General features: G+C 68.3%; 21 protein-coding genes and 1 riboswitch. Of the genes, 9 read left to right on the forward strand and 12 right to left on the reverse strand.

Features of this window, described 5'->3' with window-relative positions; translation table 11 throughout:
• The 4 genes from A5711_RS03150 to A5711_RS03165 all read left to right on the forward strand — a co-directional run.
• Positions 1-3,722 (forward strand): SDR family NAD(P)-dependent oxidoreductase (locus A5711_RS03150; protein ID WP_156744763.1); only part of this gene is annotated, 3,722 nt, incomplete at its 5' end.
• A 205-nt stretch (positions 3,723-3,927) separates the two neighbouring features.
• Positions 3,928-4,620: an adenylyl-sulfate kinase gene (gene cysC, locus A5711_RS03155; RefSeq protein WP_067943978.1), complete on the forward strand. Its 693-nt coding sequence runs from the start codon at positions 3,928-3,930 to the stop codon at positions 4,618-4,620.
• A 1-nt stretch (position 4,621) separates the two neighbouring features.
• Complete coding sequence (gene sat, locus A5711_RS03160; protein WP_067943981.1) at positions 4,622-5,887, forward strand: sulfate adenylyltransferase; 1,266 nt, start codon at positions 4,622-4,624, stop codon at positions 5,885-5,887.
• A complete protein-coding gene (locus A5711_RS03165; RefSeq protein ID WP_067943982.1) occupies positions 5,884-6,201 on the forward strand; it encodes a hypothetical protein in 318 nt (105 codons plus the stop codon). Before sat ends, A5711_RS03165 begins: the two co-directional genes overlap by 4 nt.
• Before the next feature lie 20 nt (positions 6,202-6,221).
• On the opposite strand, the gene fadD21 is transcribed toward A5711_RS03165, so the two are convergent.
• The 3 genes from fadD21 to A5711_RS03180 form a co-directional block, all read right to left on the reverse strand.
• Positions 6,222-7,955, reverse strand: a complete 1,734-nt coding sequence (gene fadD21 / locus A5711_RS03170; protein WP_067944014.1) for a fatty-acid--AMP ligase FAAL21/FadD21 — start codon at positions 7,953-7,955, stop codon at positions 6,222-6,224.
• Between the two features lie 122 nt (positions 7,956-8,077).
• Entirely contained in the window at positions 8,078-9,724 is a 1,647-nt protein-coding gene (locus tag A5711_RS03175) for a PPE family protein (RefSeq protein WP_067943984.1), read from the reverse strand.
• Positions 9,725-9,866: 142 nt separating this feature from the next.
• Positions 9,867-10,056: riboswitch (cobalamin riboswitch) on the reverse strand.
• A 35-nt stretch (positions 10,057-10,091) separates the two neighbouring features.
• Positions 10,092-11,678: a CdaR family transcriptional regulator gene (locus A5711_RS03180; protein ID WP_067943987.1), complete on the reverse strand. Its 1,587-nt coding sequence runs from the start codon at positions 11,676-11,678 to the stop codon at positions 10,092-10,094.
• Between the two features lie 81 nt (positions 11,679-11,759).
• On the opposite strand from A5711_RS03180, the gene pruA reads away from it, so the two are divergent.
• From pruA to A5711_RS03195, 3 genes are all read left to right on the forward strand, one after another.
• Positions 11,760-13,391: an L-glutamate gamma-semialdehyde dehydrogenase gene (pruA, locus tag A5711_RS03185; RefSeq protein WP_067943989.1), complete on the forward strand. Its 1,632-nt coding sequence runs from the start codon at positions 11,760-11,762 to the stop codon at positions 13,389-13,391.
• Positions 13,391-14,356, forward strand: a complete 966-nt coding sequence (locus tag A5711_RS03190) for a proline dehydrogenase family protein (protein ID WP_067943990.1) — start codon at positions 13,391-13,393, stop codon at positions 14,354-14,356. Before pruA ends, A5711_RS03190 begins: the two co-directional genes overlap by 1 nt.
• 125 nt (positions 14,357-14,481) lie before the next feature.
• Entirely contained in the window at positions 14,482-15,228 is a 747-nt protein-coding gene (locus A5711_RS03195; RefSeq protein ID WP_067943992.1) for an MBL fold metallo-hydrolase, read from the forward strand.
• Between the two features lie 65 nt (positions 15,229-15,293).
• On the opposite strand, the gene A5711_RS03200 is transcribed toward A5711_RS03195, so the two are convergent.
• Genes A5711_RS03200 through A5711_RS03240 form a run of 9 tightly spaced genes read right to left on the reverse strand, consistent with a single transcriptional unit; the run spans position 15,294 to position 23,045 of the window.
• Positions 15,294-15,896, reverse strand: a complete 603-nt coding sequence (locus A5711_RS03200) for a TetR/AcrR family transcriptional regulator (RefSeq protein ID WP_067943994.1) — start codon at positions 15,894-15,896, stop codon at positions 15,294-15,296.
• A complete protein-coding gene (locus A5711_RS03205; RefSeq protein ID WP_067943996.1) occupies positions 15,893-16,963 on the reverse strand; it encodes a zinc-binding dehydrogenase in 1,071 nt (356 codons plus the stop codon). Before A5711_RS03205 ends, A5711_RS03200 begins: the two co-directional genes overlap by 4 nt.
• 12 nt (positions 16,964-16,975) lie before the next feature.
• Positions 16,976-18,145, reverse strand: a complete 1,170-nt coding sequence (locus tag A5711_RS03210) for a lipid-transfer protein (RefSeq protein WP_067943998.1) — start codon at positions 18,143-18,145, stop codon at positions 16,976-16,978.
• The gene (locus A5711_RS03215; RefSeq protein WP_067944000.1) at positions 18,142-18,597 is read right to left on the reverse strand and encodes a MaoC family dehydratase; all 456 of its coding nucleotides are present in this window, start codon (positions 18,595-18,597) and stop codon (positions 18,142-18,144) included. Before A5711_RS03215 ends, A5711_RS03210 begins: the two co-directional genes overlap by 4 nt.
• Positions 18,594-19,715, reverse strand: coding sequence for an acyl-CoA dehydrogenase family protein (locus tag A5711_RS03220; RefSeq protein ID WP_067944002.1), 1,122 nt, complete (start codon positions 19,713-19,715; stop codon positions 18,594-18,596). The genes A5711_RS03215 and A5711_RS03220 overlap by 4 nt, the downstream gene beginning before the upstream one ends.
• 9 nt (positions 19,716-19,724) lie before the next feature.
• Entirely contained in the window at positions 19,725-20,123 is a 399-nt protein-coding gene (locus A5711_RS03225; protein WP_067944004.1) for a Zn-ribbon domain-containing OB-fold protein, read from the reverse strand.
• On the reverse strand, positions 20,123-20,668 hold the full coding sequence (locus tag A5711_RS03230) for a MaoC family dehydratase N-terminal domain-containing protein (RefSeq protein WP_067944006.1): 546 nt from the start codon (positions 20,666-20,668) through the stop codon (positions 20,123-20,125). Before A5711_RS03230 ends, A5711_RS03225 begins: the two co-directional genes overlap by 1 nt.
• 14 nt (positions 20,669-20,682) lie before the next feature.
• Positions 20,683-21,870 (reverse strand): acyl-CoA dehydrogenase family protein, encoded by a 1,188-nt coding sequence (locus tag A5711_RS03235; protein WP_067944008.1) that lies wholly within the window; start codon positions 21,868-21,870, stop codon positions 20,683-20,685.
• Positions 21,870-23,045 carry a cytochrome P450 gene (locus tag A5711_RS03240; protein WP_067944010.1) on the reverse strand — a complete coding sequence of 392 codons (1,176 nt, stop codon included), beginning with the start codon at positions 23,043-23,045 and terminating at the stop codon, positions 21,870-21,872. Before A5711_RS03240 ends, A5711_RS03235 begins: the two co-directional genes overlap by 1 nt.
• Before the next feature lie 199 nt (positions 23,046-23,244).
• Between A5711_RS03240 and A5711_RS03245 the strand changes: the two genes are divergently transcribed.
• Both A5711_RS03245 and A5711_RS03250 read left to right on the forward strand, forming a co-directional pair.
• Positions 23,245-24,714, forward strand: a complete 1,470-nt coding sequence (locus A5711_RS03245) for an aldehyde dehydrogenase family protein (RefSeq protein ID WP_067944018.1) — start codon at positions 23,245-23,247, stop codon at positions 24,712-24,714.
• Positions 24,711-26,541 (forward strand): CoA transferase (locus A5711_RS03250; protein WP_067944012.1); only part of this gene is annotated, 1,831 nt, incomplete at its 3' end. The genes A5711_RS03245 and A5711_RS03250, both read left to right, overlap by 4 nt.

Here is a 26,541-nt window from a genome sequence, read left to right on the forward strand (position 1 = left end):
TGCTCTTTGCCCTCGCGACTGAGCATGAGCCTGCGGTGCGTCCACGTCGGGAGCGGGGCGTCCACCAGGCGCACGGGGCGTCGGTGCATGCCGTCCATCCGCTGCTCGGCGCGCATGTGCACCTGTACGAGGAACCCGAGCGCCACGTCTGGCAGGGCGATGTCGGCACCGAGGCACACCCTTGGCTCGCTGACCATCAAATCCACCAGGTGGCAGCGTTTCCCGGCGCCGCCTACTGCGAGATGGCGCTCGCCGCCGCGCGCGCGGCCCTCGGCGAACGCTCGGAGGTCTGCGATATCACGTTCGAGCAGACGCTCTTGCTGGACGGCCGGACGCGGGCATCGTCGGCGGCGACGGTCGCCGCGCCCGGGGTTCTCGAGTTCACGGTGGACACCCACGACGAGGGCGAACGCGTTCGCCGGGCGGGTGCGGTCCTGCGGGCCCTCAACGAACCGGAAGAGGCCGAGCCGGCCGCCCACGACATGGCCACGCTGATCGCCAATCACCCGTCTGGCATGGACGGTGCCGAATTGCGAAAAGCCTTCGACGCGATAGGGATTCAGTACGGTCCGGCCTTCTCCGGTCTGGCCGCCGCGCTCGTCGCCGACGGGCAGGCCGGCTCCGTGCTCGCCGAGGTCGCGCTTCCCGGCGCGATCCGCTCGCAGCAGTCGGGATACGCCATCCACCCGGCCCTGCTGGACGCGTGCTTCCAGTCGGTCGTCGTCCATCCCGAGGTGCAGAAGGCGAGCGCGGGCGGTCTGCTGCTGCCGGTCGGCGTGCGCAGGTTGCGCAGCTATTCCTCGACCCGCAACGCGCAATACTGCCTCGCCAGGGTGACGTCGTCGCGCCCCGGCGAGTGCGAGGCGGACCTCGACGTGCTGGACCAGTCCGGCGCCGTCCTGCTGACGGTCGATGGGCTTCGGCTGGCCGGCGGCGCCTCCGAGCACGAGCGGGCGCAACGGCTGCTCAACGAGCGGTTGTTGACCATCGAATGGGAGCCACGGCAATTGCCGGAGGAGTCCCGGGGCGAGCCGGGATCGTGGCTGTTGCTCAGCGCGGGTGAGGTGACGGATCCGCTGACGGCGCAATTGGCCGAGGCATTAAGCGATGGCGCCCAATGCACCGTGGTGCCCTTGCCGCTGGGGTCGGTGGAAACCGCACAGTTACGCACCCTGCTGTCGGGCGGCGGCCTGCCGGCCTCCAACGGGCACGGCCCGCTCAAGGGCCTCGCGGGCGTCGTCGTGGTGACCGCGCCGCAGACCGGGGGAGCCGAAGAGACGCGGCGCGGGTGCGACTACGTGTCGTATCTGGTGGCGATCGCCCGTGAGCTCTCCGAGCTGCCCGGCGAGTCACCCCGGCTCTTCGTGGTGACCAGGAATGCCGCCAACGTGGTCGCCGGCGACGTGGCCAACCTCGAGCAGACCGGGTTGCGCGGGCTGATGCGGGTGATCGATTCCGAGCACCCGCACCTGAGCGCCACCCAGATCGACGTCGACGCGGTGACCGAAGCCAAACACGTTGCACTGCAGTGCAAGAGCGGGTCGCAGGAGGACGAGACGGCGTGGCGCGGCGGGCAGTGGTACACCGCGCGGCTCCGGCCGGGTCCCCTGCGTCCGGCCGAACGGCGGACCACCGTCGTCGATCGTGAGCGGGACGGCATGCGCCTACAGATCCGCACGCCGGGTGACCTCGAATCGCTGGAGTTCATCGCGTTCGACCGCGTCGCGCCGGGGCCGGGGGAGATCGAGGTCGCGGTCACCGCGTCCACCATCAACTTCGCCGACGTGCTGGTCGCCTTCGGCCGTTATCCCACCTTCGAGGGCTACCAACAGCAGCTGGGTGGTGACTTCGCCGGTGTGGTGACCGCCGTCGGTCCCGGCGTCACCGAGCACCGGGTGGGGGACCGCGTCGGCGGCGTGTCGCGCCACGGCTGTTGGGGCACGTTCGTCATCGCCGACGCCCGGCACGCGGTCACCCTCCCGCCCGGCCTGTCGCTGGAAGACGCCGCCGCGGTGCCCACCGCCTCGGCCACCGCCTGGTACGGGTTGCATGATCTGGCCCGCATCGCGCCGAGCGACAAGGTGCTCATCCATTCCGGCACCGGCGGCGTCGGACAGGCGGCCATCGCGATCGCCCGGGCCGCGGGCTGTGAGATCTTCGCGACCGCGGGCAGTCCGCAGCGCCGGCAATTGCTGCGGGACATGGGGATTGAGCACGTTTACGACTCGCGCAGCACGACGTTCGCCGACGAGATTCGCCGCGACACCGACGGATACGGCGTCGACGTGGTGCTCAACTCGCTGCCCGGGGCCGCGCAGCGCGCGGGAATCGACTTGCTGGCCTTCGGCGGGCGATTCGTCGAGCTGGGCAAGCGCGACATCTACCGCGACACCCACCTCGGGTTGTTTCCGTTCCGGCGCAACCTGTCCCTGTTCGCGGTCGACCTGGCGTTGCTGACGTTCAGCCACCCCGAGACGGTTCGCCGCCTGTTGACCACCGTGTACCAACGCACGGCCGACGGCGAGTTGCCGCTGCCGCGGACCACGCACTACCCGATCCACGACGCGGCCGCCGCGATCCGCCTGGTGGGTTCCGCCGGGCACACGGGCAAGGTCGTGCTGGACGTGCCGCGCGCGGGACGCAGCGTGGCGACGGTTCCCCCGGAAGACGTGCGGCCGTTCCGCACCGACGGCGCCTACATCGTCACCGGTGGTATCGGCGGGCTGGGATTGTTCTTGGCCGGTGAGATGGCGGCCCGGGGCGCGGGACGGATCGTGCTCAACTCCCGCTCGGCGCCCAACGAGCAAGCGCGCCAATCCATCGAGCGGCTGCGCGCCGGCGGCGCGGACATCGCGGTGGAGTGCGGAGACATCGCCGAGCCGGGCACGGCCGACGGCCTGGTGGCGTGCGCCACCGCGACGGGACTGCCGGTGCGCGGGGTGCTGCATGCGGCGGCGGTGGTGGACGACGCCACGTTGACCAACGTGACCGACGAGCTGATCGAGCGGTGTTGGGCGCCAAAGGTTTACGGAGCCTGGAACCTGCATCGAGCCACCCGGGAACAGCCGCTGGACTGGTTCTGTTCGTTCTCGTCGGCCGCCGCGCTGGTCGGCTCCCCGGGCCAGGGCGCATACGCCGCGGCTAACAGCTGGCTGGACGCGTTCGCGTACTGGCGCCGCGCCCAGGGGCTGCCCGGCAGCGCGATCGCCTGGGGCGCGTGGTCCGACGTCGGCCGCGCCACGGCCCTCGCGGAAGACGCCGGCATCGCGATCAAGCCGGCGGAGGGCTATCACGCGTTCGAATCTCTGCTGCGCTACGACCGCCCCTACTCCGGCTACGCCCCGATCATGGGAACGCCGTGGCTGACCTCGTTCGCGCAACGCAGCCGGTTCGCCGAGGCGTTCGGATCGATGGGGCAGGGCAACCCGGACGCGGGCAAATTCCTGGCCGAACTCAAGACGCTGCCCCGCGACGAATGGCCCACCGCCATTCGTCGGCTGGTGTCCGGTCAGATCAGCCTATTGCTCCGGCGCACAATCGATCCCGATCGTCCGTTGTCCGACTATGGGTTGGATTCACTCGGCAATCTCGAGCTGCGAACCCGCATCGAGACGGAAACCGGTGTGCGCATCAGCCCCACCAAGATCACCACGGTTCGCGATCTGGCGGAGCATCTGTGCGACGAGCTGGCCGCTTCGGAAGCGGCGGCGTCAGCATCCTGACGAGGCGGATGCGCGGCCCTACCCCGGATGGGCGAGTGCCGCAACGCGAACCCCAGAAAACCGCCCTAAACTGACCATCTTGACTTGTAGACTTGCTGAAATCCGGTTTTATTGACGTTGCCAGGAATGACCGCGGCGGGGCGCCGGTTGAGAGGACCACGGGCGACGTACCGATGAGGCGTGCAAATCCGACGAGGAGCTGAGGATGTCCACCAACATCACCTGGCATGACCACCAGGTCTCTCGCGAGGCCCGCGAGCGGCTCAACGGCCACAAGGGCTGCGTCATCTGGTTCACCGGGCTGAGCGCCAGCGGTAAAAGCACGGTCGCGAACATCGTCGAGCAGAAGCTCTACGAGCGCGGCGTGCGGAGCTACCTGCTGGACGGCGACAACGTCCGCCACGGGCTCAACGCCGGCCCGACTCTCCTCGAAGAGCGCCACGGAGTCGAGTTCGCGAAGCGGTTCGGTCTGGGGTTCTCCGCCGAGGACCGCGAGGAGAACATCCGGCGCCTCGGAGCGGTCGCGAAGTTGTTCTGCGATGCCGGGGTCATCACCTTGACCGCCTTCATCAGCCCGTACCGGCACGATCGTGACGCGGTTCGCGCCACCCTCGCCGAGGGCGATTTCCAGGAGATCTTCATCGATACGCCGATCGAGATTTGCGAGCAGCGTGATCCGAAAGGCTTGTACAAGAAGGCCCGGGCCGGTGAGATCCGGGGTTTCACCGGAATCGACGATCCGTACGAACCTCCGCTGAGCCCGGAGCTGCGGCTCGACGGTGGCACAAAGGATGCGGACACGCTGGCCGAGGAAGTGGTCTCGCACCTCGAGAAGGAGGGCGTCATTCCCGCCCCCGCCGCCCGCGGGTTCGACACCCACCGCGAAGCGAGGTCATGAGATGAACTATCACGGTCACAACGGGAAACCGATCGTGGAAAGAGTGTCCACGGACGGCGCCGCCGGACAGATCAAAGGCCTGCCGCGCGTGCCGATTTCGAAGGCGACCGCGCATGAAGTGATCAGCCTGTCCTACGGATTCTTCACCCCGCTGTCCGGGTTCATGGGCCGGCAAGAGGTCGACGGGACGCTGGACAAGTTGCGGCTCCCGGACGGAACGCTGTGGAGCATCCCGATCGTGTTCGACCTGTCCTCCGACGACGTCGAGAAGCTGGGCGTCAACGAGGGCGGCAGCGTCGTGCTGGAGTACCTCCATGCACCCATCGCGATCCTCGACGTCACCGAGATCTACGAGTACGACCTGCACCGCTTCGCCGAGAAAACCTACGGCACAACCGATCCCAGGCACCCGGGCGTGAAGAAGACGCTCGCGTACGCGAACCGGTTCATCGCCGGTGACGTCACGCTCATCAACGAGCCGGTGTTCAACGAGCCTTTCAAGAGCTTTTGGCTGACGCCCAGGCAGCACCACGACGCGCTCGCAGAAAAAGGCTGGAAGCACGTCGTCGCCCACCAGACTCGCAACGTTCCCCACACCGGGCACGAGGCGCTGATGAAGCAGGCGTGGCTGGCCGCGAACGAGGACATGCCCGTCGACAACCTGAACACCGGAGTGCTCGTCAACGCCATCATCGGGCAGAAGCGGGTGGGGGATTACATCGACGAGGCCATCCTGCTGACGCAGGACGAGCTGAGGAAGAGCGGGTACTTCCGCGAGGGCGTCCACAAGGTCACCTTCACGCTCTGGGACATGCGGTACGCCGGGCCCCGCGAGGCGATCTTCCACGCGATCCTGCGGACCAACCTCGGCTGCACCCACCACATGTTCGGACGCGACCACGCCGGCGTCGGCGACTTCTACCACCCGTACGACTCGCAGGACCTGCTGCAGCAGCACCGGTCGGAGCTGGGCATCAAACCGGTTTTCCTGCGGGAGAACTGGTACTGCCCGGAATGCCGGGAGGTGACCAACTCCGCGTTGTGCGGTCACGACTCCCAGGCGCAAAGCTTCAGCGGCAGCCTGATCCGAAGCATCCTCACCGACGAGGTGAAGCCCACCCAGCAGGTCATGCGCCACGAGGTGTTCGAGGTGGTCTTGGACTCCGCCGCCAAATACGGGCGGGGTTCGCCGTTCGTCACCGAGGATTACCTGAAGGACAGGCTGCCGGTGTTCACGCTGAACCAGTTGGGGGAAGCCGACTCATGAGCGGTGACGGAAAGCAGATCAAGGTCAACGTGTGGATCAACGAGGAACGGCTCGAGGCGCTGGCGAACGCCGGAATGGCCGACTCGGCCAAGGACGCCTTCGCCGGTATGAAGCTCCTAGAGATCTACACCACCGAAGCGCAGAAGGACATTGTGCTGCAACGCTTCCCGGGGGCCAAGTACGACTCGGCCACCACCAAGTCCATCGAGTTGCTGCCCAAGAAGGCCAAGGACAGGTTGTTGGAGTTGTCCATCGCGCTGCGCTCCACCGGTCCCGACGTGGTGGACCGCTTCCTTGCCGAAGCGCAACCCTAGCCGGAACTAGCGCGAGGCGCTCAGGCGTCCAGCCGGGTGAACTCCTGCCGCCGGTACTGCTCGACACAGGCGGCCCGCCGGATCTTGCCGCTCGTGGTGGTGGGAATCGACCCCGGTGACACCAAGACGAGGTCGGCGACATTGAGGCCGTGCGTGCTCGAAATCGCCGCGGTGACATCGTTTTTGACATCGGCGAGCCGACGCAGCGCCGCATCGTCGGAATCGTCGCGCTTCTTCAATTCGATGATGGTCACCAGCTTTTCGGTCTCGTCGACCGGGACGGAGATCGCCGCGACCCGGCCCCCGGTAATGCCCTGGACCGTCGACTCGATGTCCTCGGGATAGTGGTTGCGCCCGTAGACGATCAACAGATCCTTCATGCGGCCCACGATGAACAGCTCGCCCTCGGAGACGAAGCCGAGGTCGCCGGTGCGCAGCCATGGCCCTTCCGGCGTGCCCGGCGACGGGCCGGCCAGAATGCCGCCGAAGGTGCGCTCGGTCTCCGCCGGCTTCTGCCAGTACCCGCCGGCCACATTCTCGCCGTGGACCCAGATCTCGCCGACCGTTCCCGCCGGGCATTCCCTGCCGGTGTCGGGGTCCACGATCCGCACGGAAGGCGACTTCGGCATGCCGTAGCTGAGCAGCGGGGAGCCGGTTCCCTCCGAACACCGTTCCGCGGTGCCCTCGGACAGCTTCCCGGGTTCGAAGTGCACGACCTTGGGGGCCGCGCTCACGGTGCGGCTGGCGACGTAGACGGTCGCCTCGGCCAGCCCGTAGGAGGGGCGCATCATGTCTTGGCGAAAGTTGTACGGGGCGAACCGTTTCGAGAAGCGATCCAGCGTGGCGGGATGGATGCGCTCGGCACCGCTCACGATGCCCAGCACGTTGCCCAGATCGACGTCTTCCAAATCGGAATCCGATGTCTTGCGGGCGGCCAACTCGAAAGCGAAGTTGGGCGCCGCCGACATCACCGGGCCGGCGTTCGCCATCGCATGGATCCACCGCGCCGGCCGCTGCAGGAACGCGACCGGACTTGTCAGGTCACCGCGATAGCCGCCCAGGATCGGCGCGATGACGCCGAGCACGAAGCCCATGTCGTGGTAGAAGGGCAGCCACGACACCACGGCCGTGTCGCGCGGCGGCACGCCGTTGCCCTCGGCGAAGTAGTCGGCCATCAGCTGCTGGAAGTTCACCTGAAGGTTCCGGTGCGAGATCATCACGCCGGCAGGAAGCCGGGTGGATCCCGATGTGTATTGCAGGTAGGCCGTGTCGGGGGCACCGCTGATCCGGATGCTCGACGCGCTCGCGTCGTCGAGATCCAGGGCGTCGACCTCGATGACGGCCGGGACCGCTCCCGGCTGCCGGAGGTGTTCGGTGACGGTTCCGGCGACCGCGGACGTGGTGAGGACGACGGTGGGCGCGGTGTCGGCAAGGACGGCGCTCACCCGTTCGTCGTGCGAGCCGGCCGCCGGTACCGACAGCGGCACCGCGATGAAACCGGCCTGCATCGCCCCGAGAAACGCCGCGATATAAGCCAGCCCCTGGGGAGCGACGATTACGGCCCGATCCCCGACGGCGCCGTGCCGCTTGGCCTCGTGCGCGACGTTCAGGGTGCGCTGGTAAAGCTGTGCCCACGTCCACGTCTCGGTGACGCCGGCCCAATCCTGCTCATAGTCGGTGTACCGGAAAGCCACGTCGTCGGGCTGCAGGCCCGCGCGTTCCCGCAGCAGCGAGACCACGGACGCGTTCGGCATGGCCGTTAGGTTACCGCCTGGCGGCGGTTCCGCATCGCGGTCGTTCGTTTTCCGCTCGGGCCAGCTGCGGACATCGGGGCGATCCTGCGCGACCACACGAAAGGCGCTGCAGCGCAGTCCGATCAGGGTTCGGCGCCCCACGTGCTTGGCAGCATCGGCGCGCGCGTGCTCCCGCCGAACGCGTCATCGGTGAAGGCCGTCAATCCCGCCGGTGTGGTAGCGGACCGCACCGGTGCGGTTCCGGCGAACCCCAGGGCTGTCGCGCCCCCGGCCGAGGCTGTCGGCTCCGCGTCCAGGTATTCGTAGCGGCGACCGAATTGGGTGGCCTTCGCCCGCTGGCGCCGCCCGTGCGAACGGTGCTCCTCGGGCTGCACCACTGCGAAAGATTCGGCATGGTCGGGCTCCGGCGCCTTCGTCGCACGCGCGCTGGCGCTCGCCGGCCTCCGAACGTCAGCCGTCAGGCCACCGACCAGGTAGGCGAGACCCTGCATCGTTGCCACCGGTGGTCCCGACGGTGCGGGTGGCGGCCCACCGTGCGAGGGCGGCGCGGGCGCCGCTGCGGGCGCGGCTGTGGGGGTTGGTGCGGGCGCCGGCGCCGGCGCCGGCGCGGCGGGTGGGGTAGGCGCCAGCGCGGCGGGAACGAACGAAGGGGCCGGCACGATTGGCACCACCGGGATGGCATGCAGCCCGGCCAGACCCGTCAAGCCCGCGAGCCCCCCCACCAGCGTGGGCACCACCAGCGGAATCACCGAGACCGTCAGCAGCGGGAGAATCACCGGGATCAGCACGATCATCTGCTCGAGCAACGTCTTCAGCAGCGCGATGGTATCGGTGATGATCGTCCCGATGGCTTCGACGGCGGTGAACAACAGGGTCCACGCGATGGTCGCGGGATTGCCGGAGGCGAATGCCGCCGCAAGGTCGGCCGCGATGAAGGAGAAGGTTTGCGCCAGATAGGCGAAGTACGAACCGAAATCCATCGGATAGCCAAGGGCGAACGCGATATTGAACGGGTTGAGAAAGCTCAGCGGATTCCCGAGGACGGGCAACCACGGATCGAATCCGGAGAACAGCGCCTGGAAGAACGGGTTGTTCATCAGTTGGTCTATCAACGGCTGGATGAACCTGTTGTAGAAGTCGACGAAGCCGATGCGCCGCAACCAGTCCAGCACCGCGTCCTGCCGGTCGGGCGGCGACGCCGGCGCGACGGAAGCGGCCGCCAGGGCGTCGGCCGTCATGACCTGCGGCGCAGGTTCCGTTAGCGGTGCAGCGGCCACCGCGGCGGTGGCAACACCCTGATAGGTGGTCATCACGGTGGCGGCCTGGACCCACATGCGCGCATAGTCGGCCTCGTTGAGCGCGATCGGAATGGTATTCAGGCCAAGAAAATTCGTCGCCACCAGGGCGGCGTGGGTGGCACGGTTGGCGGCCAGCTCGGAAAGCGTCGGTATGGCCGCCAGCGCGGCCGAGTAGGCGGTGGCCGCGGTTTCCTGCTGGGCGGCCACGGCGGCGCTGTCGGCGCTTGCCCGCACCAGCCATGCCAGATAAGGCGCGTGCGCGGTCACGTATACCTGCGCGGTCGGGCCGTCCCAGGTTCCGGACTCAATCGCGCCCAACAGCGCGGCCAGCTCGTCTGCGGCCTCCGCGTACTCGGCGCTCAGCGAGCCCCACGTCGCGGCTGCGGCCAGCAGCGGTCCGGGCCCCGGCCCGCTGCTGAGCAACGCAGAATGCACCTCCGGTGGCGAGGCCATCCAGATGGGCGCGGTCATCGACCGACCGCCGCGGTGCTGACGAAAATCCTTGCATTGCTCGATCTTTCAGAGAAGATGGGAAGGTTGGTGGCAACGACAACGGCCACCCATGCAAAACGTGACATGGACGTTGACAGCTCTCTCGGGGTGCTCCGCCCCGGGTCGCAGGACGCAATGACGCGAGTGTCCTGGCTCTCGGATCGCCGCTCGCCTCGCCTTCCAGCTTGTCAGCCGTGGCCGTTGAGGGTCGCTCCCCGATGACAGTGGCGGGACCGCGCCGGATTCGCACCGGCTTCCTGCATCGTCATCACCTTACGGCTGGCATTGTTACATCCGTTGTGTCCAAAAGCCAGCAAATCACCCGAAGCTCTTGCCGTCGACGGTGTCACCAGCTCTCCAAGAGCCGCAGGCTCAGCGAAAACAGCAGCCGCACCTCGGGATCGGCCAAGGACGTCGTCAACAACTTCTCGATACGCCGGACGCGGTAGCGAACCGTGTTGGGGTGAACGTGTAGCGACTGCGCGGCGGCGGCGACGTCGCCGAAGCTGTCCAGATACACCCGCAGCGTCTCGGCAAGGACCGGCTCTTGGGCGCGCAGGTCGACGATCCGCGGATCGACCGAGCGCTCCTCACGCCCAACCAAAGCGAGGATTTCATCGAGCAGGACGGTGGTGCGCGCCTCGGCCAGCGACGTCACTTGCGGGATCGAAATGGGATGGCGCGCAGCGCTGTCCAGCACCCGGTCCACCTCGGCGCGGGCGGCGGCAATGCCGGCGAGGCCGGCGACGGGGGCGGCGATGGCGGCCCGCAGCTGCACCCCGAGTTCGCTGCGCATCGCCGCGATCGTGCCGCGGACCCACGAGGTGACCGAGCGGGTTTGCGTCTGGGGCAGCAGCACATAGATTCGCGATCCCCGGGAGGCGAGCTGGGCATCCCGCCGAAAAGCGCTGGCGCTCAGCGCCATTACGTCGGCCAATCGGGCCGGACGGGGTGCGCCCGCGGTGTCCGAGGCGTCCCAGCCGATCAGCGCCGCGTTCCCGTCGGTGGCGAGGCCGAGTTCGCGGGCGACGGCGGCCACGTCGGGCTCGCCGTCGGTCAGGCCCAGCAGCTGCTGCACCCGCCGCGCGTGCGTGGAGGGGCGGGCCGCAAGTCGCGCCATGATGCGCCCGGCCAGTACGGCCGCGCCCCGCAACATCTCCTCGGCGTCGGCGGCCAGCGGTCGTGCGCCCTGCTGAACCCAGATGGTTCCGGCGAACGCCGGCGGCCGCCGCGCATCGACCTCCTGATAGATCCCGACCGCCAGCCGCGGGCGCAGGCCCAATTCGGGACGCTCGGCGACGCGCACCACTTCGTCGCTCGCGCGCAGCGCGTCGAAAATGCCCCACTGGCCGATCCATTCGAGGTGTTCGGGCGGCCCTGCCCGGCCGAGGATGGAAAGGCGGCGCAACTCATCCGCTTCGTCGTTGGACGCCGAATACGCCAGCACGTGCGATTGGGCGTTTTCGATGCTGACCATGCCGTGGATGCGGTCGGCGAGCGACTGCGCCAAGCCGAACAGGTCGGTGCCCGAGTCCTCCGTCGCGTCGGCGCGGTCCCCGTGATGCTCCAGCACGTGGTTGACCAACTGGTAGAGCCGTTCCCAGCGGGCCCGCGGCTCGACGGCGACCACCGCCGACCCCGTGCCGACTGCCGCGCTCACCAACGCGGTGGACGGCTCTTTCGCGAAGATCGCCACCGGGATGCGCTCGCGGGCCTGCTTGTTGATCCACCGCAGCGCCTCGTCGTCGGCCACGCCCAGCAGGAAGAACACGTCGGCCGAGCTCGCGGCCGCCGCCAGCCCAAGCCGCACGTCGTCGCTGTCGATCAACGCCGCCGAGCCCACCGCAAGGTCCAGGCCCCGCGGCGCTTCCACCAGGCGGACCAGGGTCGCGTCCAGCGCGAGCAACAGCTGACCAAGCCCCACACCGGACATTGTTCGATCGTACTACCAGCCGACCACTATCCTGTCCGATCGGCTAACTCCGGGGGCGCCCGCGGCGAGGATCCTGGCAGCATGGACGCGATAACCCAGGTGCCGCTGCCGGCCAACGAGCCGGTCCACGACTACGCGCCGCACTCTCCGGAGCGCGGCCGGCTGCGCGCCGAACTGGCAGCGCTCGCCGAGCGCCCCATCGACCTCCCCCACGTCATCGGCGGTACGCACCGGATGGGCGACGGGGAACGCATCGACGTCGTCCAGCCGCACCGGCATGCCGCCAAGCTGGGCACTCTGACGAACGCCGTCCACGCCGACGCGGTCGCGGCCATCGACGCCGCGATGGCCGCGAAAACGGCGTGGGCGGCGATGCCGTTCGACGAGCGCGCGGCCGTCTTCTTGCGGGCCGCCAACCTGCTCGCCGGGCCCTGGCGGGAGAAGATCGCCGCCGCGACGATGCTGGGCCAATCCAAGTCCGTCTACCAGGCCGAGATCGACTCGCCCTGCGAGCAAATCGACTTCTGGCGGTTCAACGTGGCGTCCGCGCGTCAGATCCTGGCGCAGCAGCCGATCAGCGGACCGGGGGAGTGGAATCGCAGCGACTACCGCCCGCTGGACGGATTCGTCTATGCGATAACGCCGTTCAACTTCACCTCGATCGCCGGAAACCTGCCGACCGCGCCCGCGCTGATGGGCAACACCGTGGTGTGGAAGCCGTCGATCACCCAGACCCTGTCGGCCTATCTGACCATGCGGCTGCTGGAGGCCGCGGGGCTGCCGCCCGGGGTGATCAACCTCGTCACCGGCGACGGCTTCGCGGTGTCCGACGTGGCGCTGGCCGACCCGCGGCTGGCCGGCATCCACTTCACCGGGTCGACGGCCACCTTCCAGCACCTTTGGCAGCAGGTGGGCGCCAATATCGGCCGTTACCAAAGCTATCCGCGGCTGGTCGGCGAAACCGGTGGCAAAGACTTCGTGGTGGCGCATGCCTCGGCGCGGCCGGATGTGCTGCGCACCGCGCTGATTCGCGGCGCGTTCGACTACCAGGGGCAGAAATGCTCGGCGGCGTCGCGGGCGTTCGTCCCGAATTCGGTGTGGCGGCGGATGGGCGACGACTTCCTGGGCCAGACCGCCGCGCTGCGCTACGGCGATGTCACCGATCTGACCAACTACGGCGGCGCGCTGATCGACCGGCGCGCGTTCATCAAGAACGTCGACGCCCTCGAGCGGGCGAAGAGCGCGGCCCATGTCACCATCGCCGTCGGCGGTGAATACGACGACAGCGTCGGCTATTTCGTCCGCCCCACGGTGTTGCTCTCCGACGACCCGACCGACGAAGCGTTTGCCACCGAGTACTTCGGTCCGCTGCTGTCGGTGCACGTGTACCCCGACGACGACTACGAACGAATCTTGGACGTGATCGACACCGGGTCGCGGTACGCGCTGACCGGCGCGGTCATCGCCGACGACCGCGAGGCCGTGCTGACCGCCCAGGAGCGCCTGCGGTTCGCCGCCGGGAATTTCTACGTCAACGACAAGCCGACCGGCGCGGTCGTCGGGCGTCAACCGTTCGGGGGATCGCGCGGCTCGGGCACCAACGACAAGGCCGGTTCGGTGCTGAACTTGTTGCGGTGGACGTCGGCCCGCACCATCAAGGAGACGTTCGTCCCGGCGACCCACCACACCTACCCGCACATGGCGGCCGACTGATGGCCGGGGTGTTCGCCAGCACCATTCGGCCCGCGATCATGGCCGCCAGCCGGCGACCGGCGTTGCGCCGGGCCGCCGAAGGGCTGCCGGTCACCCGTCGCGTGGTGCACCGCTTCGTGCCCGGCGAGACGATCGACAGCGCGCTGCATAGTGTTGCGGCCCTTCGCTCTTCGGGTCGCTACGTCAGCGTCGACTACCTGGGCGAAGACGTCACGGCCGCCGACGACGCCGGCGCGGCGGTGCGCGTTTACCTGGACCTGATCGAGCACCTGGCGGGCTTCGGCTCCGACGCCCACGCCGCGCGGCCGCTGGAGGTGTCGCTGAAGCTGTCGGCCTTGGGGCAGTCGCTGGATCGCGACGGTGAGAAGATCGCCCGGCAAAACGCCTTCACGATCTGCGAAGCGGCGCAGCGGGCCGGCGTGTGGGTCACGGTGGACGCCGAAGACCACACGACCACGGACTCGACGCTGGCGATCGTGCGCGAGCTGCGGGGCGAATTCCCTTGGCTGGGTATGGCTTTGCAGGCCTACCTGCGGCGCACGCTCGGCGACTGCGCGGAACTCGCGGCGGCCGGGGCCCGGATCCGGCTGTGCAAGGGCGCCTACGACGAACCGGCCTCGGTGGCCTACCGCGACGCCGACGCGGTGACCGACGCATATTTGCGCTCCTTGCGGGTGTTGATGGCCGGCTCGGGCTACCCGATGGCGGCCAGCCACGACCCGGCGATCATCGATGCCGTCCCCGCGCTGGCACGCGAAGCGGGCCGCGGGGCGGCCGATTTCGAGTATCAGATGCTGTACGGCATCCGCGATATCGAGCAGCGTCGGCTGGCGGAAGCGGGAAACCAGGTGCGTGTGTACGTGCCGTTCGGCACCCAGTGGTACGGCTACTTCATGCGCCGGCTGGCCGAGCGGCCCGCCAACCTGACGTTCTTCTTGCGCGCGCTGGCCCAGCGCGGTCATTGAGTGTGCGCTCACGGCTTTGCGTGTGCGCCCACGGCGGCGACACGCCGACAGCCTCCGCCCTGGCCGCACACTCAAGCCCACGGATGCTCCGGTCAATCACCGCACCCAGGCGTAACCTCTCGGCCATGAGCCTGGTCATCGAGGAGATGCCCGATCTCGGTATCACCCGGGTCTCGCGCTGGGTCTTCAACTGTTATGTCCTGCACAGCGGTGACGGCGCGGTGGTCGTCGACGCCGGATTGCCGCGGGTCGCCAGCGATCTGGCGGCCGTTCTGGGTCATCTCGACGGCAGCGTCCATGCCGTGGTGGCGACTCATGGGCACAGCGACCATGTCGCCGGTGCGGCCGAATTGACCGCCCGCTATCCCGCGCCAATCTGGTTGCCCGCCCGCACACTTACCTATCTCGACGGAGCGAAACCGCGCACGCCGACCCCGGCCCGCGCCGCACGTATCTGGCCCACCTTGTTCGATCAGCCCTTTGATCGAGTCGGCGCGGCGGGGCTGCTGAGCGGCGCGCGGGTGGCGGGATACGGCACCCCGGCCGGTATGCGCTGGACCGGTCCGCCCCCCGGTGGGGGACTGGCCGACGGCCAGGCGCTGCCCAGCGCACCGGATTGGACCGTCATCAACGCGGGCGGACACACCGACGACAGCATTGCGCTGTGGAACCCGACAACGCGGACGCTGCTTTCCGGCGACGCCGTGCTGACCGCTCGCGGCAAGGTTTGGCACACACCGGAGATCGTCGACACTGCAAGCGCCGCTGCCACGCGAAGGCGTCTCGAAGAGCTACCGGTGGCACACCTACTACCCGGCCATGGCCGACCGGTTCACGTCGCCGAAACCGTGTGGCCCGGGCAACGCCGTTGACATCACGGCTTTGAGTGTGAGCCCTGGGCGGTGACACGCCGACCATTCCCGCCCTGGGCGCACACTCAACGCCGCCGCGGGCGGTCGCCCGTGAAGCCGCGCACCACGTGCGCGCGCACGAACTCCGCCGCCACCTCGGGGTCGTCCATGTCCCGCATCGGGGAGGGCGTGCTGAAGAGCGAGAACAGGATGCGGGCAAACCATTCCGCGGCGGCCTCGACGTCGAGGTCCTTGCGCACCTCGCCGGTGAGGCGGGCGGCCGACAGGTACGGCGCGAAGAAGTCGACGCATTCGCGCAGTAATACGGCGGCATCCTTGGTGAGCAACAAGCTGACCGCGTCCTCGTCGAAGTACTTCTCGGAGGCGATGGATCGCCGCGCCTGGGTCACGAAAACGGCTGCCTGGCTTAGCTTTTCTTCCAGCGAACCGCCCCGGTCCATGGCCTTGGACATCTCGCGGTAGAACTGCTCGGAAGCGTGTTCGGCGCACGCTTCGATGATGGCGGCCTTGTCGGAAAAGTACTCGTAGATGGTGCTGCGGGAAACCCCGGCCGTCCTGGCGATATCGACGATCGTCGCCTTCTGCAGTCCCTGCTTGCCGAAGCAGGCGTACGCGGATTCCACGATCACCTCGCGCGTGTCGATGGCCTGGGCCGCTTGAGTCGTCATGGCACCAACGCGCCCCTGGGCACCAGCCCACCGTTGGCCGACGCGAAGGCGGCGTTGACGTCGGCCAGATGGAACGGATCGGGCATCAGGCGGTCGAATGGAAAGCGGGTGTGCTGCAGGAACTTCAAGCCTATCGCCAACGTCACGGGCTCGTAGAACATGACGCCGCGCACGGATTTGTTGCCATAGACCAGCGCGCTCGGGTCCAGCTCGAAGGTCCGCCCCATCCCGACGTTGCCGACCTCTAGGAGCGTGCCGCCGTTGTTGAGGAAGCCGATCCCCTCAGGAATGACGCCGGGCACCCCGACGACCTCGAGCACCCAGTCGGCGCCGATGCCTTCGGTGCGCGCGCGGACCTGCTCGGTGACCTCCGCCGTCGAGACCGCACTCGCGTCGATGCAGTGCGTGGCGCCGAAATCGGCCGCGACATCCAGCCGTTCGGCGATCTTGTCGATGACGATGACCTCCGCGGCCCCCGCGGTGCGGGCCACGGCAGCGGCGTTGATGCCGAGCCCGCCCGCACCCTGGATGACCACCGTGTCGCCAAGCCGCACATCCCGCAGCGCGAAGAGCACCTGCGCCAGAGCGCAATTCAGCGGGGCGACGGCTGTGTCGGGCAGCTCCTCGGGCACCTTGTACAGCGGCTGGCGCCGACTGGTGTAGTAATACTCCCCATAGGCGGCGACGAAGTGCGGCTCCCGATCGTGCGTCCGGTATTCGCCGGCCATCAGGTTCTGGCACGCATAGGAACGGCCGCGCGCGCAGGCGTGACACTGGCCGCAGAACCAAAAGTACGGTGTCACCACGCGATCCCCGACGGCCAGCGGCCTGCCGGTCGCGTCGGCGGTCAGGCCCTCGCCCAGTTCGGCTATCTCGCCGACCATTTCGTGCCCCATGGCAAACGGGCACGGCAACGGCAGTTCGCCACGGAAGATGTGCAGGTCGGACCCGCAGATGCCGGCCATCCGCAACTTGAGCGCCGCGGTGCCGGGTGCCGGCGGAGTCAACGGAAACTCGGCCAGCTCGATGGGCCCGCCGTGCGCGGTCAGCAGTGCGAGCTTCGGCATGGTGGCTCCCCCTTAGCTGGCGGGCGCCAGGATCAGCCCACTGGTGGGTACCCCGGTGCCCGACGTGACCAGGACGTGCTCGACGCCCTCGACCTGGTTGTACGACGTGCCGCGCACCTGGCGCACCCCCTCGGTGATCCCGTTCATGCCGTGGATGTAGGCCTCGCCCAGCAGGCCGCCGTTGGTGTTGATCGGGAACTCCCCACCCAGCGAGAGCCGCTCGACGGTGGCGAAATCCTTCGCCTCACCGCGCCCGCAGAACCCGAGTTCTTCGAGCTGGGTGAACACGAACGGCGTGAAATGGTCATAGATGAAGGCGGTTTGGATGTCCTGCGGCTTGAGCCCAGAATCGCGCCACAGCCTGTTGGCGACCACGCCCATCTCCGGAAGGCCGGTGATGTCGTCGCGGTAGTAGCTGGTCATCATCTCGCCGTTGGCGGCCGCGCCCTGGGCAGCCGCGGTGATGATCGCCGGCGGCTGCCGCAAGTCGCGGGCCCGCTCGGCGCTGGTGACCACGAGCGCGACCCCGCCGTCGCTTTCCTGGCAGCAATCCAGTAGGCGCAGCACCGGTTCGACGATCCAACGCGAATTCTGGTGGTCTTCCAGCGTGATCGGGCGCTGGTAGAACCAGGCATCGGGATTGCGGGCGGCGTGCGTGCGGTCGACGACGGCGATGCGGCCGAAGTCCTCGTTGGTGACGCCGTAGGTCGACATGTAGCGCTGGGCGTGCATCGCGACCCACGCCGCGGGAGTGAGCAAGCCGAACGGCGCGTAGTGCGCCATGAACAACGGCGTGCCCAGGTCGGTGCGACCGCTGCCGCCGAACCGCATGCCGGAGCGTTCGTTGAAGGCGCGCCAGCACACCACCACGTCGGCCACGCCCGTCGCGACGGCCATCGCGGCATGCACGACGGTGCCGGCGGCGGCCCCGCCGCCGTGGTGCACACGGGAGAAGAAGCTCAGGTCGCCGATGCCGACGTTGCGCGCGATCTCGATCTCGTCGCTGGAGTCCATGGTGAAGGTGACCATGCCGTCGACGTCGCTCGGTGTCAGGCCGGCATCGTCGAGCGCGGCGCTGACCGCCTCGCACGCCAATTGCAGTTCGCTGCGGCCGGATTCCTTCGAGAACTCGGTCTGCCCGATCCCGACGATGGCCGCGGCGCCGGGCAGGGAGCCGCTCACGCGGCCGCCTCGTCGAGCAGGCTGAGGATCGCCGTGCCCGAGACGTGATCGCCGAGGCTGTTGGAGCCCTTGAACGTCACCTCGACGAAGTTCTCACCCTCCGTGCCTTCGGTCTTCCCGGTGACGCTGCCGGTGAAGCGCAGCGGATCATCCGGAAAGCACGGCACGCCAAGGCGAATCGACAGCTTCTTGACCATCGCCTCCGGTCCTGCCCAGTCGGTGAGAAACCGCACGCAGTAGCCGTTGGTGGTGAGGATGTTCATGAAAAGGTTCGGCGAGCCCTGCTTGTTGGCGTAGTCGCGGTCGTGGTGCACGGGCATGAAGTCGCGGGTGGCGATCGCCCCGGCGACGATCATCGTTGTGGTGATGGGGATCTCGAGCGGGGTGACCTCGTCCCCGACGGAGATGTCGGCCCAGCGCAGGGTGGTGGTGCGGCTCGCGGTTGTCGTCATAGGAGTCCTTCCGAATATGTTGCGCCGAGGTGGGCCAGCTGCGCGGTAGCCGGGCCGAGCATGAGCTCGTTGTGCTTGGCCCACAGGAAATAGCGGTGCAGGGGATAGGTGGTGTCGATCCCGATGCCGCCATGGACGTGCTGGGCGGTGGCAGCGACGCGGGCGCCGGCCTCGGCGGCCCAGAACTTCGCGATCCGGGCGGCGCGGCCGGCCTCCTTCAAGGACCGCCCGTGCGCGATCAGCCACGCCGCGTGCCACGTTGTCCACCGGATCGCCTCGACGTCGATGAACGCGTCGGCCATGCGCTGCTGCACGGCTTGGAAGCTGCCGATGGGCCGGCCGAATTGTTCGCGCCCCGTTGTGTATTCGGCCGCGATCCGCAGGGCTCGCTCCGCGACACCGAGCTGAATCGCGCACAGTCCGACCAGTGCGCGCGTGTGAAGCGACTCGATCACGTCTGGCCCGACGATCAGGTCGGCGTCCGAAACGGTTGCGCCATCCAGATATACGTCCGCGTGCGGTTCGCGGTTGGTGGTCGTCGCAGGCCGGATCTCGACGCCGTTGGCGTCGGCCGCCACCAGGAACAAGCCGGCCTCACCGCCGTCCATCGAGGCAGGGATCAACAGGGTGTCGGCGAGTTGGGCGGCCGGAACCAACTCCTTGGCGCCGTCGATCCGCCAATTGCCGCCGTCGCGTCGCGCGGTGGTGGCGGGAGTCGCTGCGTCGGAGCGGCCCGGCTCGGCCAGCCCCGCGGTCAGGATGCGGCTTCCGGCGACGACGCCCGGCAGAAAGCGTTGCTGCTGTTCGGGATTGCCGTGCCGAGCGATGGGGTCGGCCCCCAGCGTCAGCGTCGCGTAGGCCGGCACCGGAGCAACCGCCCAGCCCACCTCGGCCAGCAGCACGCCGAGCTCGACGAAGCCGCCGCCGTTACCGCCCACCGACTCCGGCAGCGCGGTGCCCAGCAGGTCGGTGCCCGCCAGCTCTTGCCACAGTGCGTCGTCGAAGCGAACGTCGCCGGCTTCCAACTCGGTCAGGCGCTCCGGCGTGGCGCGTCGCTCGAGGAGGTCGCGGGCGAGCTTGGAGATGGTCTCCTGCTCTTCGGTGAACGTGAAATCCATGGTTCCCGCCTAGGTGGCCGGCCGGAACTGATGCAGCACCAGGTCGTTGTCGAAACTCTGGTAGTACACCTCGACCGGCATCCCGGTCCTGAGATCGGCCGGGTCGATGCCGGTCAGGTTCGATACCAGCCGCACGCCCTCCTCGAGCTCCACCAGCACGACGACGTATGGATACTCGAAGAACGGGAACTTCGGCTCGTGTGGCATCACGTAGCTGTACACCGTGCCGCGGCCCGACGACTCGACGGTGCCCCAGTCCAGGGAACGGCAGTGTGGGCACATCGGGCGCGGCGGGTGGCGCAGCTGCCCGCATCCGCCGCAGCGCTGGATCAGGAGTTTGTTGTCCCGCAGTCCGTTCCAGAAGAACTCGGTGTCCGGGGTGATGGCCGGGGCCAGTCGGGTCGCCATCAGCGCTCCGGCCTGAATCGCAGCACCCGGAATCGCTGCCTTCCCAGCACCTCGCCGTTCTGGTCGGTGTAGGTCGTCAGCCAGGTCAGAAAGAATCCGGTGCCCAGCGCCGTCTTCTTCTCCTCGGAAACCGATTCGTACACCGTCGTCGCGCTGATGACGTCGCCCAGTCGCGGGTAGCGCTCGATCTCGAACTCCGAGTTGGTCGCCACCGTGCTGGTGTAGCCCGCCTCGTCGAGGAACGCCGTTGGGTTGCTTTTGATCTCGATGGGCGCGCCACCCCGCTCGCCGATGCCCTCCAGGAGCGGCGACGGCATCGTCCAGGTCTGCAGCATCACCGGCGGCGACACGATGCCGCCGAACCGCGACCTCTCGGCGAACTCCGGATCCAGGTAGACGGGGTTCATGTCGGCCATCGCATACGCCCAATGCCGGATCATCGGCTGGTTGACCGGATCCGGGGCCAGCGAGGGCTTTCCGGTGCCGCCGGTCGGCCGGCCGACGAGGGCCTTAACCTTGGCGCTGACGGTTTCTGAGTCGGTCACTGACGGCTGTCCTCCTATGTTGCGGTGGCGCGAAGGTCACGGGGAGCGCGCGGCATGCCCAGTCCGGCCATGGCAATGATGTCACGCTGAATTTCGTTGGCGCCGCCACCGAACGTATTGATGACCGCCCATCGGTACGCGGTTTCCAGCGCACCCCTTAACGGCGCGTCGGTCCCGCGGCGTACCCCGTTGTGGTCGAGCACTTCCAGCAGCTGGCGGGCGACCTGCTGGGTCAGCTCGGTGCCAAACACCTTGGCGGCGGAGGCTTCTCCCATCGAGAGCACGCCCTTCGTCATGGCCGCATTCACCCGCAGATTGACCAATTTATACGCCGCGACCTGGGCCTCAACCCGGGCCAGCGCGAGCTGCACCCACGGCCGGTCGATGACGCGCCCACCATCGAGCTCGGCGACCGCGGCCCACTCCAGCGTCTTCTCGAACAGCGGCTCGAGCGCGCCAAGGTTGCCCAGGGCCGCCCGCTCGAAGTTCAACTGCGTGGTGATCAGCTGCCAGCCCTGGTTCTCGCCACCCACGAGCGCGCTGGCCGGGACCCGAACGTTGTCGTAGAACGTGTAGAAGGTGGAGATGCCCGGCATGGTGTGCAGCGGCTGCCAGGAGAACCCGGGCGACGAGGTGGGCACGATCAGGATGGAAATGCCCTTGTGCTTCTTGGCATTGGGATCGGTGCGGGCGGCCAGCCAGATGTAGTCGGCGTAGGCGGCGCCGCTGGTGAACATCTTCTGGCCGTTGATCACGTATTCGTCGCCGTCGCGTACCGCGGTGGTGCGCAGCGAGGCCAGGTCGCTTCCGGCTCCGGGCTCGGAGTAGCCGATCGCGAATTCGACGCTGCCGTCCAGGATCGCGGGCAGGAACCTCTGCTTCTGTTCCTCGGTGCCGCACTGCATCAGCGTCGGCCCGACGGTGTTGAGCGTCACCAGCGGGATCGGGGCATTGACGCGCTGTGCCTCCTCGGAGAAGATGAACTGCTCGATCGCCGAGAAGCCGCGTCCGCCATACTCTTTGGGCCAGCCGACGCCCAACAGGTCGGCCGCGGCCAGCGCCCGCACGCACTCGCGCACTTCGGGGCCGCCTTCCATGCGCGCGCTGAGTGCGAGGCTACGTTCGGGTGTCATCACCTCTTCCAGCGCGGCGCGGATCTCGGCGCGCAGCCGCTCCTGCTCGGGCGAGTATTCCAAATCCATCAGGCCCCCAGCCGTACCGGCATCCGCTTGACCCCGGGCACCATCGTGGCGCGCATCCGGTCGACCGCACCCACCAGCTCGAGCCTGGGGAAGCGGCGCAGCAGCTCGTCGAACATCACGCATGCCTCCAGCCGGGCCAATTGCGCACCCACACAGGAATGCTCGCCGCACCCGAACGCGATGTGCGGGTTGGGATGCCGGGTAACCCTGAACTCCTCGGAGTCGGCGCCGAATATCTCCTCGTCCCGGTTGGCGGACCCATAGAGCATCACCACCACGTCGCCCTCCGCGATCCGCTGGCCGCGGATCTCGACGTCGGTCGTCGCGGTGCGCGCCATGTGGACCACGGGGCTGGTCCACCGCAGCATCTCCTCGACGGCGCCCGGGATCAGCGTCGGATCGTCGGCCAGCAGGCGGCATTGGTCGGGGTGAGCGATCAACGCCAGCGTGCCCAGCGCGATCAGGTTGCGGGTGGTTTCGTTGCCGGCCACCAGCAGCAGGTAGGCGAAATTCAGCAGGTCTTCGTCGGTCAGCCGGACGCCGTCGATCTCCGCGCCGGCCAGCACCGACAGCAGGTCGTCCCGCGCGTCCACGCGCCTGGCGGCGATCAGCTTCTGGAAGTACTCGTAGAGCTGCCCCATGGCGACCAACGGGTCCAGCTCGATCTCGGGGTCGGCCGTGCCGGTGGCCGCGTCCGACCACGCCCGGAACTGCTCCCAGTCATCCGCCGGGGCACCGATCAGCTCGGCGATCATCCGGGTGGGAAGCGGGGCGGCGATCTCATCGGCGAACTCGTGCACGGAATCCGGCTCGATGCCGTCGAGAATCCCCCGCACGATCTCGCGGATCTTGGGCTCCAGCACGGCGACCCGCCGCCGGGTGAAGCCCGAGTTGATCAGCTTGCGCAGCTGCCGGTGCCGCGGCGGGTCGGTGAAGATGAGATTGCCCTCCTGCACCGCGTTTCCCATCTGCGGATCGGGGATGGTGATGCCCCGGGTTGAGGTGAACGTGGCCGGGTTGGTCGACACGAACCGGATGTCCTCGTACTTCAGCAGCGCCCAGAAGTTGGTGACGTCGTTCCAGCACACCGGCGCGGTCGCGCGCAGCTCGCGGTACGCCGGATACGGATCGCCCGCATAGAAGTCGGGGGAATGCAGTGGAAAGGTGGTCCGCACGGCGACCTCCCTGGCAGGCAATCCGACACATTGACGCAATGTGTCTTGCGGCCTTGTGTCTACCCCGCGCCGTCCATCTCTGTCAATAGCGCCGCGATACGCCGAAATAGCGTGTAATTCGCATGCTTCGTGATTGACGACGCTCAGCCATGGGTGTACACCAAGTGGTTAGATGACCGACGTTCGGGTGAGGAAACGCATGACCGAGCTACAAACTCCGGGAACTCTTGTCGACACCTACCAGCTCTACATCGATGGGAGATGGGTCGAGCCGGAGGACGGTCGCTACGACGACATCAACCCGGCCACCGAGCAGTCCATCGGCACCGCGCCGGACGCCAGCGTCGCCCAGGTGGGCGCGGCGATCGAGGCCGCGCGCCGGGCGTTCGACAGCGGGCCGTGGGGCCGCATGGGCCCCGACGAGCGGGCCGGCTGCCTCAACCAGCTCGGTGCGGCTCTGCTCGAGCACGCCGACGAGATCTTCGCGCTGTCACAGGTCGAATGGGGTTGCGTCGCAGTCGAGCGCATGATGCAAATCGACGGCGCCGGCTACATGTCCATGCATGCGGCCCAGCTCGCCACGAACTTGGTCGACGAGCCGGTCACCGGGATCGGCGCCGGGACGACGTTGCTGCGCCGCGAGCCGCTCGGAGTCGTATCGATCCTGACGCCGTGGAACTTCCCGCACTGTCTCAACGTGATGAAGGTGAACAACGCGCTGGCCGCGGGCAACACCGTCGTGCTCAAGCCCTCGCCGCTGACGCCGCTCGCGGGCCTGGCGCTGGCGCGCATCATCGACGAGGAGACCGACATTCCGCCGGGCGTGGTCAATGTGGTCACGCCCTCGGGGCTCGAGGCCGCCAAGTCGCTCACGACGGATCCGCGCATCGACATGATCAGCTTCACCGGGAGCTCGGTGGTCGGGTGTGAGGTCATGCGGGCCGCGGGCGACGCCATGAAGCGGCTGTTGCTGGAGTGCGGCGGGAAGTCGGCGAGCATCATCCTCGACGACACGCAGCTGACCGACGAGATGCTGCGTCAGATGCTGTTCGATTGCTGCTCGTTGCACGCCGGGCAGGCCTGCATCCTGCACAGCCGGTTGCTGCTTCCCGATTCCTTGCACGACGACGTCGTCGACCGGCTCGTCGCGCTCGCCCGCGAGGTCAAGGTCGGGGACCCCAGGGACCCGACGGTGGAGATGGGACCGCTCATCAGCGCGGCGCAACGCGAGCGTGTGCAGGCGCACGTCGACGGTGCGGTCAACGATGGAGCGAAGCTGGCGACCGGCGGCGGCCGCCCGGCCGGCCTGGAGACCGGCTTCTACTTCGAACCGACGATTCTCACTGGCGTGCAACCGGATTCGACGATCGCGCAGGAGGAAGTGTTCGGGCCCGTGCTGTCGGTGCTGCGCTACCGCGACGACGACGACGCCGTGGCGATCGCGAACAACTCGTGCTACGGGCTTTCCGGCGCCGTGTGGGGCACCGACGTCGACCGGGCCGTCTCGGTCGCCCGGCGCATGCGCACCGGTCAGGTCGCGGTCAACGGCGTCGGGCCCGGTGATGCGCCGTTCGGCGGCTTCAAGCTGAGCGGGCTCGGCCGGGAGAGTGGCGGAATCAGCGGACTGCACCAGTACATGGAAGTGAAGGCCATCGGAATCCCGGCATGACGGGACCCCTCGCCGGGCTCCACGTCGTCGAACTCGCCAGCGAGATCTCAGGTCCTTACGCCGCAAAGCTTTTCGTGGACCTCGGAGCCGAGGTCACCAAGATAGAGCCGCCCGCCGGAGATCCGTTGCGCCGGTGGGGTCCGTTTCCGGGTGGAGTGCCCGACCCCCAGCGCAGCGGGTTATTCGAGTACCTCAACGCCGGGAAGCGCGGTGCCACCATCGACCTGGCCCAGCCGGCCGCCCGCGAGCTCGTCGCGCGGGCGCACGTGGTCATCGAGGATTTCGGGCCGGGAATGCTGGAACGCCGGGGGCTGGGCCCGGAGGTCTTGAGCCGGCTGAACCCAAACCTGGTCTTGCTGCGGATCTCTGGATTCGGTCAGTGCGGACCCTGGCGGCAGCGGCAAGCCACACCCCTGACCGTGCAGGCGGCGTCGGGATGGATCAGCGCCCGGGACCCGGGCCGCCCACCGGTGCAGGTCGGCGCCCGCATCTCCGAGTACGTCGCGGGTGTTTACGGCACGCTGGGTGCGCTGACCGCGTTGCGGCTGCCGCCCGCGGGCCGGGTCAGAGAGGTCGACGTCTCCCAGCTGGAGGCGCTGCTGTCGACGTTGCCCTATCCGATGCTGATGGCGCAGCGCATGAAAAGCCTTGGCCTGCCGCCGAACCTGCGGTCGGCGCCCATGCTGGGCGTCGTCCGGGCCGCCGACGGCTGGGTGGGCATCAACTGTCTGACCGGTCAGCACTGGCTGGACGTGTGCGCCATGCTCGGTCTGCCCGAGTACGGCGAGCAGCAGATCGCGATCATGATGGGCGGCCCGGAGCGCGATGAGTTCTTCCGCATGGCGGAGCCGTTGCTCGCCCAGCAGACCGTCGCCGAGATCGTGGAACTCGCTCAGGCCCTGCGCATTCCGGCCGCGCCGGTCAACGACGGGGCCACCGTGTCGGCCTGCCCGCAGTACACCGCGCGCGGTTTCTTCGTGTCATCCGGCGGGCCCGGCTGGTCGTTTCAACGCCCAGGGTCGCCGTTCCGTTTCGCGAAAACCCCGGTGCCCCAACCCCGTCCGGCGCCGAACCTGGGCGCGGGCGCCGGACCGTGGGCCACCGCGGCCCGCTCGCTCAATACGACCGAGGGGCCGCTGCCCTTTTCCGGACTGCGCGTCCTCGACCTGACCACGTTCTGGGCAGGCGCTTATCTAACCTGCTACCTGGGCGCGTTCGGCGCCGACATCGTCAAGGTCGAGTCGATCCAGCGACCGGACGGGCATCGCTACTCCGGTGCCTTCGCCTACGAGGGCGACGACTGGTACGAACGCAGCCCCATCTGGCAGGGCACCAACCTCAACAAGCGTGACCTCACCCTCGACCTGACCTCCGAGCGGGGCCTGGACATCGCCCGGCGGTTGGCCGCCGAGGCCGATGTGGTCGTGGAGAACTTCTCGCCCCGAGTGGTCGAGCAGTTCGGCCTGGACTACGACGCGCTGGTGGCGCTGAACCCCGACGTGATCGTTGTGCGGATGCCGGGATACGGCCTGCGGGGCCCGTGGCGCGACTACGTCGGGTGGGCGCTGAACTTCGAACAGACCTCGGGAATGTCGGCCGTGACCGGTTACCCCGACGGCCCGCCGTGCAACCCGCAGGGCCCCGCCGATCCCATCGTCGGCGTGCACGCGGCGGTGGCGCTGCTGGCCGCCCTCGAGCACAGGAGCCGCACGGGTGTGGGGCAGTTGATCGAGATCGCCCAGATCGAGGTCACCGCCTGCGTGACCGCCGAACCGGTGATCGAGTACTCGATGAACGGCGTCGTGCGTCCGCGGGAGGGCAACAGGC

This window comes from Mycobacterium sp. E2238, assembly GCF_001672665.1.
Lineage (GTDB): Bacteria > Actinomycetota > Actinomycetes > Mycobacteriales > Mycobacteriaceae > Mycobacterium.

Bases quoted from the DNA above. Each gene is read 5' to 3' on its own strand.
- cysC (WP_067943978.1), top strand. From the start codon at position 3,928: ATGTCCACCAACATCACCTGGCATGACCACCAGGTCTCTCGCGAGGCC.
- sat (WP_067943981.1), top strand. From the start codon at position 4,622: ATGAACTATCACGGTCACAACGGGAAACCGATCGTGGAAAGAGTGTCC.
- A5711_RS03165 (WP_067943982.1), top strand. From the start codon at position 5,884: ATGAGCGGTGACGGAAAGCAGATCAAGGTCAACGTGTGGATCAACGAG.
- fadD21 (WP_067944014.1), bottom strand. From the start codon at position 7,955: ATGCCGAACGCGTCCGTGGTCTCGCTGCTGCGGGAACGCGCGGGCCTG.
- A5711_RS03175 (WP_067943984.1), bottom strand. From the start codon at position 9,724: ATGACCGCGCCCATCTGGATGGCCTCGCCACCGGAGGTGCATTCTGCG.
- A5711_RS03180 (WP_067943987.1), bottom strand. From the start codon at position 11,678: ATGTCCGGTGTGGGGCTTGGTCAGCTGTTGCTCGCGCTGGACGCGACC.
- pruA (WP_067943989.1), top strand. From the start codon at position 11,760: ATGGACGCGATAACCCAGGTGCCGCTGCCGGCCAACGAGCCGGTCCAC.
- A5711_RS03190 (WP_067943990.1), top strand. From the start codon at position 13,391: ATGGCCGGGGTGTTCGCCAGCACCATTCGGCCCGCGATCATGGCCGCC.
- A5711_RS03195 (WP_067943992.1), top strand. From the start codon at position 14,482: ATGAGCCTGGTCATCGAGGAGATGCCCGATCTCGGTATCACCCGGGTC.
- A5711_RS03200 (WP_067943994.1), bottom strand. From the start codon at position 15,896: ATGACGACTCAAGCGGCCCAGGCCATCGACACGCGCGAGGTGATCGTG.
- A5711_RS03205 (WP_067943996.1), bottom strand. From the start codon at position 16,963: ATGCCGAAGCTCGCACTGCTGACCGCGCACGGCGGGCCCATCGAGCTG.
- A5711_RS03215 (WP_067944000.1), bottom strand. From the start codon at position 18,597: ATGACGACAACCGCGAGCCGCACCACCACCCTGCGCTGGGCCGACATC.
- A5711_RS03220 (WP_067944002.1), bottom strand. From the start codon at position 19,715: ATGGATTTCACGTTCACCGAAGAGCAGGAGACCATCTCCAAGCTCGCC.
- A5711_RS03225 (WP_067944004.1), bottom strand. From the start codon at position 20,123: ATGGCGACCCGACTGGCCCCGGCCATCACCCCGGACACCGAGTTCTTC.
- A5711_RS03235 (WP_067944008.1), bottom strand. From the start codon at position 21,870: ATGGATTTGGAATACTCGCCCGAGCAGGAGCGGCTGCGCGCCGAGATC.
- A5711_RS03245 (WP_067944018.1), top strand. From the start codon at position 23,245: ATGACCGAGCTACAAACTCCGGGAACTCTTGTCGACACCTACCAGCTC.